Below are 12,867 nucleotides of genomic sequence, written 5' to 3' on the forward strand. Positions count from 1 at the left end.
CATCGCCATAATCCGTGGGACAGAATTCATTCATGTATCAGACGCAAACGGCTATATAACTAGCGCGGTTGCACCGACTTACCTGCATCACCATCACCCTCTATCAACGGATCTTCCCCGTATTTATTCTCTCCGACAGTCCCGGGGGTACACATAAACCCTAGCATTATGAGAGGGCCCGCAATCGGAACCAGAGAGACCAGGAATAACCAACCGCTTCGGTCACTGTCGTGCAGGCGTCTAATCGTCACTGCCGTAGTTGGCAAGAAAAGCAGGAGAAACCAGATGCCGGAAATTGGACCAAAACCGAAATCCCGATTATACAAGTCCAAGTTGACATCAACGATAAATAACGGCACACCCACCAGCAGCGTCCACAGCGTATAAATCCAATACTCCTTACGACGTGCGCGCCCACTAAAGTCTGTACAGTTGAAAATCACATCAAAAAACATAGCCATCCATCACATACCTTAAGTAAGAACTCAGGGCACGCAATATAAAGAAATCAATTTTTCTGTATGCCAGACTCCTCCCCAATTATGCGTAGGAATATCCAACACCAACCGTAAGACACTGCATCAACAATCCAACCCATCGACAAATCCGATCGACACCCCGCAAAAAACCCATCCATTGATCAGCCCGTTCGGCATAGCATGGCGGCCATTCCCACTTGATCAGGAGTTGCCGCAATGACTCAATTTCGCAACGTGTTGGCAATTCATACCGGCCAGCAGACTTGCGACGGTGCTGGCGTAAAGTTGACCCGGGTGTTCGGCGGGCAGAGCGCGGAGTTGTTTGATCCGTTTCTGATGCTGGATGAATTTGGCTCGGACACACCGGACGACTACATCGCCGGCTTCCCGTCGCACCCGCACCGTGGCTTTGAAACTGTGACCTACATGATCGAAGGCCGTATGCGCCATGAAGACCACATGGGCAACGTCGGGCTGCTGCAAGGCGGTGGCGTACAGTGGATGACCGCCGCGCGCGGGATTATCCACAGCGAGATGCCGGAACAGGAAGAAGGCACGATGCGTGGTTTTCAGCTGTGGGTCAATTTGCCCGGCAAGACCAAGCTTGGCCCTGCGAGCTACCAGGATATACAGCCGGAAAACGTGCCCAGGTTGACCACTGAAGCGGGCGTCACTGTGACGGTGATGGCCGGTACCTTCGACGACGGTCAGGTGCAACAGGCCGGTGCGGTGCAACGGCCGGACACTGAGCCGTTTTATTTCGACCTGCACCTGCCTGCAGGCACCGGCGTCAGTCCACACATACCGAAAGGCCACCGGGTGTTTCTATACGTGTATGAAGGCACTGTTGAGCTGGCGGGCCAGCCGCAAGCGATTGGTGCCGGTCGGATGGCCAGATTGTCCGAGGACGGCGCTGTGCAGCTGCACAGTGCGTCGGGTGCGAAGGTGTTGTTGATTGCCGGCAAGCCGCTGCGTGAGCCTATCGTGCAGTACGGTCCGTTTGTGATGAACACCCGGGAAGAGATCGAACAGGCATTGCGGGATTTTCGCGATGACAAGCTGACGGCTTAATTCGCTCAAAAAATATGGATTCTGTGCAGACTCTGTGGGAGCAAATTCATTCGCGAATGCAACAACGCGGTCTTTCAGACAGACCGCGCCGCCCGCTTCCCGAATAAATTCGCTCTCACAGGCTGCACAGGTTTCGCAGGTACCGGCGAAGCCTCACCCCAACCGCAAAAATTGCTTCAGTTGATCACTCTGAGCCAGGGCATCGCGGCGGCCCAGTTCGATCAATTCGCTGCAATAACCCGCCTCGAATAGCAAATAACTGAGCACCCCGGCGCCACTGGTTTTTGTCGCGCCAGGCCCGCGCAGAAACATCCTCAGCGCGGGAGGGAGTTCATGGCGATGACGGGCGGCGATCTCATCAATGGGCTGACTCGGCGAGATTACCAACACCTCCACCGGCGCCAGGCCCAGGGTGCGTACCGGCTGTTCTCCCGGCAACATATGGCTCAACATGTTAAGCCGCTCCAGCAGCTCGATATCACTTTCGAGACTGTCGATGAACGTGCTGTTGAGCATGTGCCCGCCGATCTGCGCAAGGGTCGGTTGCGCGCCGACCATCACCCGTTGCAGCGGATTATTGGTTTCAACGCCACGCGGATTGCCGCTGACCCCCACCACCAATACCCGATTGGCCCCCAAGTGCAGCGCCGGACTGATCGGCGCGGATTGCCGCACGGCACCGTCGCCAAAAAATTCCTGCTCGATTTTGACCGGTGCAAACAGCAGAGGAATCGCGGAACTGGCGAGCAGGTGATCCACCGTCAATTGGGTCGGCAAGCCGATCCGGCGATGACGCAGCCACGAATCAATCGTGCCTTTGCCCTGATAAAACGTCACCGCCTGCCCCGACTCGTAACCGAAAGCGGTCACTGCCACGGCGCGCAAATGCTTGGCGGCAATGGCGCGATCAATCCCGTCAAGGTCCAGCCGCGAGCTGAGTAGATCACGCAGCGGCGAGCTGTTAAGCAACGCCACCGGAACTTGCGAACCCACGCCTAACAAGCTGTGACCGACGAAGCGACCGGCCTGCCGAATCACTCCAGCCCAATCGCTGCGCAGCACTTGATGGCTGCGAAAGCCTTGCCAAAAGTCGACCAGTTGATGAATCGCGGTACAGAAATGTGCCGCGCCGCTCGCCAGTTTGACCGCGTTAATGGCGCCTGCCGACGTGCCCACGATCACCGGAAAGGGATTGGGTGCGCCCGCAGGCAGCAACTCGGCGATTCCGGCAAGGACACCAACCTGATAGGCCGCCCGCGCGCCGCCGCCCGAAAGGATGAGCCCGGTGATGGGCTCTGCCGCGCTACTGACAGCAACGCCACCGACTAACTCGCCAGTGTGGGTGATGATTTGTTCTGCGGCGGCGGTCGGCATTTTTTATTGATTAACCTTTCTTTTGAAGATCCCGCCTCTTATACAGCTTCGGCTCCCCCGGTGGTCGGCTTTTAAAGCGTCGATGGGCCCACAGGTATTGGGCCGGACACTCAAGTACCGCGCGCTCGACAAACTGGTTGATCCGCAAACAATCGACCTCGTCACTTTCGCCGGGGAAATTGCTAAACGGCGGGTGAATCACCAGCCGATAACCGCTGCCGTCGTCCAGACGCTGCTGAGTAAACGGAATTACCCGCGCGCGGCCCAGTTTGGCGAACTTGCTGGTGGCCGTGACCGTCGCCGCCGGAATGCCAAAGAACGGCACAAACACACTTTGTTTGGCGCCGTAGTCCTGATCCGGTGCATACCAGATGGCGTGCCCAGCGCGCAGGACTTTGAACATGCCGCGCACGTCTTCGCGCTCTACCGCGAGGGAATCAAGGTTGTGGCGCTCACGACCACGGCGCTGGATGTAATCAAACAGCGGGTTGTCGTGCTCGCGGTACATGCCATCGATGGTGTGCTTCTGGCCTAACAACGCCGCGCCGATTTCAAGCGTGGTGAAATGCAACGCCATGAGGATCACGCCCTGACCGTCCAACTGCGCTTGCTTGAGGTGCTGCAGACCTTCGATGTGCGCCAGCTTGGCCAATCGTTGAGGGGACCACCACCAACTCATGGCCATTTCGAAGAAAGCGACGCCGGTGGAGGCGAAATTTTCTTTGAGTAGATGCTTACGTTCGTCGGATGAAAGGTGCGCAAAACACAACTCGAGGTTGCGCCCGGCAATGCGTCGACGGTCGTCGGCAAACCGGTACATCACCAGCCCCAGCACCCGGCCAATTGCCACAAGCACTCGAAAGGGTAACTGAACGACCAGCCAGAGCAAGCCCAGGCCCGCCCAAAGCGGCCAAAAGCGTGGATGAAGAAAGTGAGCTCGAAATCGCGGGCGGTCCATTAAAGCTTCCGTCAAGACAGTGGCCGCGCATTCTACATTGTTCAGCTTGGCTTGCGGCCTGCGGGCGTTCTCGTTATAAGTCTCGGCACTTTTAGCGACAAGCTGCTTTATGCCGACCATGAGCCAAATCGAATTGCAAGACCAGGATCCAGTGTTCCAGTTGAAGGGCAGCATGCTTGCCATCACGGTGCTTGAGCTGGCCCGAAACAACCTCGAAGCCCTTGATCGCCAACTGGCGGCAAAGGTCGCCCTGGCCCCCAATTTTTTCAGCAATACGCCGCTGGTGCTGGCGCTGGACAAGCTACCGGCCGGTGAAGGCGCAGTGGACTTGCCCGGCCTGATGCGCGTCTGCCGTCAACACGGCTTGCGCACCTTGGCGATTCGCGCCAATCGCATTGAAGACATCGCCGCGGCAATTGCCATCGATCTGCCGGTACTGCCACCGTCAGGCGCACGGGAGCGCCAGCTAGAGCCTGCGGACGGTGAAGCGGCGAAGAAAAAACCGGAAAAACCGCCTGAGCCGACGATCAAACCGACCAAGATCATTACCTCGCCCGTGCGCGGCGGCCAGCAGATTTACGCTCAGGGCTGCGACCTGGTGGTCATCGCCTCGGTCAGTCCCGGCGCGGAACTTCTGGCCGATGGCAACATCCATGTGTATGGCCCAATGCGCGGAAGAGCGCTGGCCGGAATCAAGGGTGACACCAAAGCACGCATTTTTTGCCAGCAACTGGGCGCTGAACTGGTTTCCATCGCTGGGCAATACAAGGTTTCCGAAGACCTGCGCAGAGATCCGCTGTGGGGTGCCGGGGTACAGGTCAGCCTGTCCGGTGACGTGTTGAACATCACCCGTCTTTAACGGATACTGCCGCTTTTTTAAAGCATCTCTGATTCGTTGCAAAATCGTAGCAAATGTCGTCGGAAATCGAGAAAAACCAGGATTATCTGCCCGTTAAACCTGATTCAGGCTTCACGATTTCCAGCATTGCTCGGTGGTTGCCGTTTCAAAGGGATGCCCTTCAGGGACTAACTGTCCTTTTTCCTCTAGGGGTGAAACACCTTGGCCAAGATTCTCGTGGTTACATCCGGCAAGGGTGGTGTGGGTAAGACCACCACCAGCGCCGCTATCGGTACCGGTCTCGCATTGCGCGGCCACAGAACAGTGATTGTCGACTTCGACGTCGGCTTGCGTAACCTCGATTTGATCATGGGCTGTGAACGCCGCGTGGTGTACGACTTCGTCAACGTGGTAAACGGCGAAGCGACACTGACCCAGGCCCTGATCAAAGACAAACGCCTGGAAAATCTTTACGTGTTGGCCGCTAGCCAGACGCGCGATAAAGACGCGCTGACCCAAGAAGGTGTTGAGAAAATCCTGATGGAATTGAAAGACACGTTTGAATACGTGGTCTGCGATTCCCCGGCGGGCATCGAAAAAGGCGCACACCTGGCGATGTATTTCGCCGATGAAGCCATTGTCGTGACCAACCCGGAAGTGTCGTCGGTACGTGACTCGGACCGCATGCTTGGCCTGTTGGCTAGCAAGTCCCGTCGTGCCGAGAAAGGCGAAGACCCGATCAAAGAGCACTTGCTGCTGACCCGTTACAACCCTGAGCGCGTCACCAAAGGTGAAATGCTCGGCGTTGAAGACGTTGAAGAAATCCTCGCCATTCGTTTGCTGGGCGTGATTCCTGAGTCGCAAGCGGTGCTGAAGGCCTCCAACCAGGGCATTCCGGTCATTCTCGATGACCAGAGCGACGCCGGTCAGGCGTACAGCGATGCCGTGGACCGTTTACTCGGCAAAGAAGTGGCTCATCGGTTTATCGATGCGCAGAAAAAAGGATGGTTCCAGCGGGTCTTTGGAGGTCGTGAATGAATATTTTTGACTTCTTTCGTGACCGTAAAAAAGAAAGCACTGCTTCGGTAGCGAAAGAGCGTCTACAGATCATCGTGGCGCATGAACGCGGCCAACGTAGCACACCGGACTATCTGCCCGCGCTGCAAAAAGAGTTGGTGGAAGTGATTCGCAAGTACGTCAACATCGAGTCCGACCAAGTGCACGTCGCCCTGGAAAGCCAGGGCAGCTGTTCGATTCTGGAACTCAATATCACCCTGCCCGATCGTTGATCAAGCAGTTGCCCACGGCGGTAGCGCGCACCCTTTGATTCAGTTGGTGCGCGCTACCGCCGTTGGCGTTTCTAGCGCTTCGAGGTTTGTTGCACATGCCGTTGTCGAACATCCGCATCATTCATCAGGACGCCGGCGTTCTGGTGGTCGATAAGCCGACCCTGCTGCTTTCCGTCCCCGGCCGTGCCGATGACAACAAGGATTGCCTGATTACTCGCTTGCAGGAAAACGGTTACCCCGAAGCCCGCATCGTCCATCGTCTGGATTGGGAAACCTCGGGCATCATTCTGTTGGCACGGGACCCGGATACCCATCGCGAACTGTCGCGGCAGTTTCATGACCGTGAAACGGAAAAGGCTTACACCGCGCTGTGCTGGGGCCAACCGGAATTGGACAGCGGCAGCATCGATTTGCCGTTGCGTTACGACCCACCGACCAAACCCCGGCATGTGGTTGATCATGAATTCGGCAAACACGCGCTGACGTTCTGGAAAGTGCTTGAACGCTGCGGCGATTACTGCCGCGTGGAATTGACACCGATTACCGGCCGTTCACATCAGTTGCGGGTACACATGCTGTCCATCGGTCATCCCCTGTTGGGCGATGGTTTGTACGCGCACCCCCAAGCATTGGCGGCCTTCCCGCGCCTGTGCCTGCACGCCAGCATGCTGAGCTTCACCCATCCGCAAACCAGCGAGCGGTTGCGTTTTGAGTGCCCTGCGCCGTTTTAAGTTGAAACTGTTTCGCGACCTTCGCAGGCCTGCTCCCACAGGGTTAACCGCGACCGGTGGGAGCAGGCTTGCCTGCGAAGGCATCAGTACAGACACCATAAAACCCCACCGTGTGACCACACGACGCAGGCCAATACGGTAAACTCGCGCCATCGCTGTCTGGAGTCACTTATGCGCGAAACGTTGAATCAAGGCCTGATCGATTTCCTCAAGGCCTCCCCCACCCCTTTTCATGCCACCGCCAGTCTTGTCCAACGACTGGAAGCGGCCGGTTATCAGCGTCTTGACGAACGTGAAACCTGGACCACCGAAGCCGGTGGCCGGTATTACGTTACTCGTAACGATTCGGCGATTGTCGCGTTTAAGCTGGGACGTCTTTCGCCCGTGGCCGGCGGCATCCGCTTGGTCGGTGCGCATACCGACAGCCCCTGCCTGCGGGTCAAGCCACAGCCTGAGTTGCAACGCCAGGGTTTCTGGCAGTTGGGCGTCGAAGTCTATGGCGGCGCATTGCTCGCCCCGTGGTTCGACCGCGACTTGTCACTGGCGGGTCGGGTGACCTTCCGCCGTGACGGCAAGGTCGAAAGCCAACTGATCGATTTCCAGTTACCCATTGCGATCATTCCAAGCCTGGCGATCCACCTGAATCGCACCGCCAACGAAGGCTGGGCGATCAATGCCCAAAACGAGTTGCCGCCGATTCTGGCCCAGGTCGCCGGTGATGAACGCGTAGACTTCCGTGCCTTGCTCACAGAACAACTGGGCCGCGAACACGGTCTCAACGCCGACGTGGTGCTGGATTACGAACTGAGCTTTTACGACACCCAAAGCGCCGCGGTTATTGGCCTGCACGGTGATTTTATTGCCGGTGCGCGGCTCGACAACCTGCTGTCGTGCTTTGCCGGTTTACAGGCATTGTTGACCGCCGAAACCGACGAGACCTGCTTGCTGGTGTGCACGGACCACGAGGAAGTCGGCTCGTCGTCTACCTGTGGCGCAGACGGCCCGATGCTGGAGCAGATTCTTCAGCGCCTGCTGCCTGACGGCGAAGATTACGTACGCACTGTTCAAAAATCCCTGCTGGTTTCGGCGGACAATGCCCATGGCATCCACCCCAACTACGCCGAGAAGCACGACAGCAATCACGGCCCGAAACTCAATGCCGGCCCGGTGATCAAGGTCAACAACAACCAGCGCTACGCCACCAGCAGCGAGACGGCCGGTTTTTTCCGCCATTTATGCATGGCCCAAGAAGTCCCGGTGCAGAGCTTTGTGATGCGCAGCGACATGGCCTGTGGCTCGACCATCGGCCCGATCACCGCCAGTCATTTGGGTGTTCGCACCGTCGATATCGGCTTGCCGACCTTCGCCATGCACTCGATCCGTGAACTGGCAGGCAGCCATGACCTGGCGCATCTGGTAAAAGTGCTTACCGCGTTTTATGCGAGCCATGATTTGCCGTAACGCAACCCCCTGTGTTTGTTACGCAACAGTCATTTCGCTTTTGAGGTTCTCTGCCCAGTGCCTGTTTTCTTGCGTCTATTGCTGCTCTGTCTTGTGGGGCTACTGCCCTTTACCACCGCTCAGGCGGTGAGCCTGCCGGGCATTCTTGCGGGTTCGTCAAAGGCCCAACCGCAGGCGCAGGAGCCGTTAGGGCAGTCTCTCGACGACGTGATCAAGACCCTGGAAAACGATCAACAGCGCACTAAACTGCTCGATGACCTGAAAAAGCTTCGCGACACCGCCAGAAAAGCCCAACCCCCCGCCGAGGAAGGCGTGCTCGGTTTGATCGGCAGCACCTTCAGCGGTTTCGAAAAACAATTTTCAGGCGAGGAGAGCCCGGCGAGTCGCTGGTCCGAAGAGTTCTCCCTGGCCCGAGAAGAATTGGTAGCGCTTACCCCGCCGGCCGATCAGTGGTTGCCAGTGATTCTCGGCTTCGCCGTGGTGTTGATGATTTGGGGCCTGCTGGCGGCGGGGTTGATCTGGTTTGGCCACCGAGTGCGTGTTCGTTACGGCTTGTCCGAAGACCTGCCGCAACACCCGCGACTCTGGGACATGCTGCGCTTCGCCCTGCGAAAACTGGGGCCGTGGCTGGTGGCATTGATCATCACGGTGTACTTGAGCTATTCCCTGCCCTCCTCGCTGGGCAAGGACCTGGCAATGGTCTTGGCCTACGCGCTGGTGGTCGGCACGCTGTTTTCAGCGGTGTGCGTGATTGCCTTTTCCTTGCTGGACGGCCCTCACCGCCATCGCGCGCTGTATATCTTGCGCCATCAGGCGTTTCGGCCGCTGTGGACCATCGGCAGTTTTGCCGCCTTCGGCGAGGCATTGAGTGACCCTCGTCTGGTTGCCAGCCTCGGCGAGCACCTGGCGCATACCGCCGCCACCTTTGCCAATGTAATGGCGGCGATCTCCACCGGGCTGTTCATCCTGCGATTCCGTCGGCCGATTGCCCATTTGATCCGTAATCAGCCGCTGTCTCGCCGCCTGACCCGCCGCGCATTGAGCGACACCATCGAGATTCTCGGCACCTATTGGTACGTGCCGGCACTGATGCTGGTGGGCGTGTCGTTGTTTGCGACGTTTTTCTCGGCCGGAGATACCAGCACCGCATTGCGCCAGTCGCTCATCTGCACAGTGTTGCTGGTGCTGTGCATGGTCATCCACGGTTTGGTACGGCGTCATGCGTTGCGACCGCATCACGGGCACAAACGCCATGCGCTGTACTCGGAACGGCTGAAAAACTTTATCTACACCCTGGCACACCTTGCGGTTTGGCTGCTGTTTACCGAGTTGGGCCTGCGCGTATGGGGGATGTCGCTGATTCGCTTCGCCGAAGGCGACGGTCACGAAATCGTGGTCAAGCTGTTCAGCCTCGGCGCGACGCTGCTGTTTGCCTGGCTGGTGTGGATTCTCAGCGACACCGCCGTGCATCACGCGCTGACCCGTTCGCGCAAAGGTCTGGCCAACGCCCGCGCACAAACCATGATGCCGCTGATCCGCAACGTGCTGTTCGTGGCGATTTTCATCATCGCGTTGATTGTCGCACTGGCGAACATGGGCATGAACGTGACCCCGCTGCTGGCCGGCGCGGGTGTCATCGGCCTGGCCATCGGCTTCGGTGCGCAATCGTTGGTGGCGGACTTAATCACCGGCCTGTTCATCATCATCGAAGACTCATTGGCCATCGATGATTACGTAGACGTCGGTGGACACATGGGCACCGTCGAGGGGCTGACCATTCGCACCGTGCGCTTGCGCGACATCGACGGTATCGTCCACACCATCCCGTTCAGCGAAATCAAAAGCATCAAAAACTACTCGCGGGAATTCGGTTACGCGATCTTCCGCATCGCCATCCCGTTCAACATGAACATTGATGACGCGATCAAGGTAGTCCGCGAAGTCGGCCACAAAATGCGCACCGACCCGCTGGAGCGCCGCAACATCTGGTCGCCGCTGGAGATTCAAGGCATCGAGAGCTTTGAGTCCGGCAGCGCGATATTACGGGCCCGCTTCAAGACCGCCCCGATCAAACAATGGGAAGTGTCCCGGGCGTTCAACCTGTCGTTGAAGCGGCACCTGGATGAGGCGGGTCTGGACCTGGCAACACCGAGGTTGAGTGTGCAAGTGAATGCAGTGGCAGGTAGCGTGACCAAGGTCGGGGAAAATCTGTAGGAGGGTCCGCCACGTCTTCGACGCCGCGCTGTCGCGCAGCAAACTGTGTGGCACTTTGTGTGGTTTGAGGTTGCAGGGTGTCAGGACTGAAGCCTTCCCGAATAAATTCGGTCTCACAGATGTTGGCGATGCACAGATTTCTGTAGGAGCCGAAGTTGGCCCCTACAGAGGGTGTTTTTACCCCTCCACCACCGCGCTCACATGTATCGCATCATGCCGCCAATATTCGATATCACAGTCAATCAGCCTGCCCTGCTGATCATGGTTAACCCGTTCGATACGTAATCCTGGACTGCCCAGCGACACTTTCAACGCCGCCGCCGCGTCGATCTGTAACGCGGTCGGGACCATTTCAAAGCGAACCTTCCCGTACCGAATGCCATAGTGGCTCGCATATAACTCAGTCAGGGACTGATTCAGATCGAAGTCCAATATCTGTGGGAAATACTCTGGGTTGAGGTAGTGCTCCACATACAGCACCAGCCGTTGATCAATCCGTCGCGCGCGGCAGATCTGGATCACGCTGGAAAATGCGGGCAGTTGCAGCAACCCACACATCTGCGCCGACGCCGGTTGCAAGCGCGCAGAGATAACCAGGGTTTCAGCGACCCGCCCTTGAGCGCCGACCATGGCGTGAAAGTGGCTGCGGCGCATCAAATCGTACGCCAGGCGCGGCGGCGAAATAAACCAGCCACGCCGTTCCTCGCGGTACACCAGCCCCTGTGCTTCCAATTGCAGCAACGCTTCGCGCACGGTGATCCGTGTGGTGTTGAAGAGTTCGCTAAGCTTGCGTTCAGCGGGCAGCTTGCTACTGGGTGGCAACAAGCCATGTTCAATCTGTTCCTGCAAGGCCAGACCGATGGCTGTCACCGCTTTTGGTGCATCGTCACGCATCAACGTTACCTATCTGGACTAGTCCAGCGCAGTGATTGGACCACACCGAGGGCGAACACTGCCCTGCGACGCTCAACAAGCGTAGTCAATACTCATGACTGGAAGATGACACAGCTGCGGGCTGAGGTGGTTCAAACAGTCCTTTAAAAAAATTAACCTTATGAACATCAATAGCTTAACCATGGTCTACGCTTACCGAGCACGGCCTGACGTTAGCTGAGCAAAACCCTTGCAGGACTGATGCCGACATTAAAGTGTCATGCGCCAAGCCTAGATTGGCTCAGGTATTGCTGACCTAGACCAACCCAACCGCATCACCGTCGATAAAAATGCAGCGTTAAAACGCCCAAAGGAGCTTCGGATGAAACATATTTTCCTGGCATCACTGTTAGGTTCGACCATTGCCTTGTGCACCGCAGCCATGGCAGCTGACACCGACTTGCAAACCCTGGAGGCCGCCGCTAAAGCGGAAGGTGCGGTTAATAGCGTCGGCATGCCCGATGACTGGGCTAACTGGAAAGGCACGTGGGAGGACCTGGCCAAAACCTATGGCCTGAAACACATCGACACCGACATGAGCTCGGCCCAAGAAGTTGCCAAGTTCGCGGCGGAGAAAGACAACGCCAGTGCGGACATCGGCGATGTTGGTGCAGCCTTCGGACCAATCGCTGTGAAACAGGGCGTTACCCAGCCGTACAAACCAAGCACATGGGATCAAGTCCCGGCGTGGGCAAAAGACAAAGACGGCAACTGGGCGCTGGCTTATACCGGCACCATCGCGTTCATCATCAACAAGAAGTTGCTGCACGGTTCTGATGCCCCAAAAAGCTGGGCTGACCTGGAAAAGGGCAAATACAAAGTCTCCATTGGTGACGTAAGCACCGCAGCACAGGCCGCCAACGGCGTGCTCGCAGCAGCGATTGCCAAAGGTGGCGACGAAAAGAACATCGAGCCCGCGCTGCTGATGTTTAACAAGCTCGCTAAAGAAGGCCGCTTGTCACTGGCTAACACCACCATCGCCACCATGGAAAAAGGCGAAATTGAAGTCGGCGTGGTCTGGGACTTCAACGGTTTGAGCTATCGCGACAAGATGGTCAATAAAGATGACTACGAAGTGCTGATCCCGTCTGACGGCTCGGTAATTTCAGGCTATACCACCATTATCAACAAATACGCCAAACACCCGAACGCGGCCAAACTGGCGCGTGAATACATCTTCAGTGATGCGGGGCAAACCAACCTGGCCCGTGGCAACGCGCGTCCGATCCGTGCTGATCACCTGACGCTGCCAGCGGATGTGCAAGCCAAACTGCTGCCCAATGAGCAATACAAGAAAGTGACGCCGATCAAGGACGCAGATGCTTGGGAAAAAACCTCCAAGTCGCTGCCGAAGAAGTGGAACGAGCAAGTCATTATTGATATGAAGTGATGTCCCTGCTCCAGAAATAACGGGAGCAATCCATCACCTGTAAGAGCTGCCGAAGACTGCGATCAGCTTATAAAACTATCGCGGCCTTCAGCAGCTCCTACAGGGTATAGCGTCCAATTAAAGCTGGAG

12 protein-coding genes are annotated in these 12,867 nt (G+C 57.3%); 8 read left to right on the plus strand and 4 right to left on the minus strand.

Features of this window, described 5'->3' with window-relative positions:
- Positions 1-59: 59 nt before the first annotated feature.
- On the minus strand, positions 60-461 hold the full coding sequence (locus RHM65_RS23760) for a DUF805 domain-containing protein (protein WP_322168244.1): 402 nt from the start codon (positions 459-461) through the stop codon (positions 60-62).
- Positions 462-695: 234 nt separating this feature from the next.
- On the opposite strand from RHM65_RS23760, the gene RHM65_RS23765 reads away from it, so the two are divergent.
- Complete coding sequence (locus tag RHM65_RS23765) at positions 696-1,550, plus strand: pirin family protein (RefSeq protein ID WP_322168243.1); 855 nt, start codon at positions 696-698, stop codon at positions 1,548-1,550.
- Between the two features lie 153 nt (positions 1,551-1,703).
- On the opposite strand, the gene RHM65_RS23770 is transcribed toward RHM65_RS23765, so the two are convergent.
- Together RHM65_RS23770 and RHM65_RS23775 are read right to left on the minus strand one after the other, a co-directional pair.
- A complete protein-coding gene (locus RHM65_RS23770; protein WP_322168242.1) occupies positions 1,704-2,924 on the minus strand; it encodes a patatin-like phospholipase family protein in 1,221 nt (406 codons plus the stop codon).
- A 10-nt stretch (positions 2,925-2,934) separates the two neighbouring features.
- The gene (locus tag RHM65_RS23775; protein WP_322168241.1) at positions 2,935-3,882 is read right to left on the minus strand and encodes a lipid A biosynthesis lauroyl acyltransferase; all 948 of its coding nucleotides are present in this window, start codon (positions 3,880-3,882) and stop codon (positions 2,935-2,937) included.
- Positions 3,883-4,000: 118 nt separating this feature from the next.
- On the opposite strand from RHM65_RS23775, the gene minC reads away from it, so the two are divergent.
- From minC to RHM65_RS23805, 6 genes are all read left to right on the plus strand, one after another.
- Complete coding sequence (gene minC, locus RHM65_RS23780; protein ID WP_322168240.1) at positions 4,001-4,741, plus strand: septum site-determining protein MinC; 741 nt, start codon at positions 4,001-4,003, stop codon at positions 4,739-4,741.
- 201 nt (positions 4,742-4,942) lie between these two features.
- Positions 4,943-5,758 (plus strand): septum site-determining protein MinD, encoded by an 816-nt coding sequence (minD, locus tag RHM65_RS23785; RefSeq protein WP_322168239.1) that lies wholly within the window; start codon positions 4,943-4,945, stop codon positions 5,756-5,758.
- A complete protein-coding gene (gene minE, locus RHM65_RS23790; RefSeq protein WP_322168238.1) occupies positions 5,755-6,009 on the plus strand; it encodes a cell division topological specificity factor MinE in 255 nt (84 codons plus the stop codon). The genes minD and minE overlap by 4 nt, the downstream gene beginning before the upstream one ends.
- Positions 6,010-6,104: 95 nt before the next feature.
- Entirely contained in the window at positions 6,105-6,740 is a 636-nt protein-coding gene (locus RHM65_RS23795; RefSeq protein ID WP_322168237.1) for an RluA family pseudouridine synthase, read from the plus strand.
- Between the two features lie 171 nt (positions 6,741-6,911).
- Positions 6,912-8,201: a M18 family aminopeptidase gene (locus tag RHM65_RS23800; RefSeq protein WP_322168236.1), complete on the plus strand. Its 1,290-nt coding sequence runs from the start codon at positions 6,912-6,914 to the stop codon at positions 8,199-8,201.
- Between the two features lie 57 nt (positions 8,202-8,258).
- The gene (locus tag RHM65_RS23805; RefSeq protein ID WP_322168235.1) at positions 8,259-10,415 is read left to right on the plus strand and encodes a mechanosensitive ion channel domain-containing protein; all 2,157 of its coding nucleotides are present in this window, start codon (positions 8,259-8,261) and stop codon (positions 10,413-10,415) included.
- Positions 10,416-10,592: 177 nt separating this feature from the next.
- Here RHM65_RS23805 and RHM65_RS23810 read toward each other — a convergent pair whose 3' ends face one another.
- Entirely contained in the window at positions 10,593-11,309 is a 717-nt protein-coding gene (locus RHM65_RS23810) for a UTRA domain-containing protein (RefSeq protein ID WP_322168234.1), read from the minus strand.
- 361 nt (positions 11,310-11,670) lie between these two features.
- Here RHM65_RS23810 and RHM65_RS23815 point away from each other — a divergent pair, with 361 nt between their 5' ends.
- Positions 11,671-12,738 carry an ABC transporter substrate-binding protein gene (locus RHM65_RS23815; RefSeq protein WP_322168233.1) on the plus strand — a complete coding sequence of 356 codons (1,068 nt, stop codon included), beginning with the start codon at positions 11,671-11,673 and terminating at the stop codon, positions 12,736-12,738.
- Positions 12,739-12,867: the final 129 nt, after the last annotated feature.

This window comes from Pseudomonas sp. CCI4.2 (genome assembly GCF_034350045.1).
In the GTDB taxonomy this organism is placed as follows: Bacteria; Pseudomonadota; Gammaproteobacteria; order Pseudomonadales; family Pseudomonadaceae; genus Aquipseudomonas.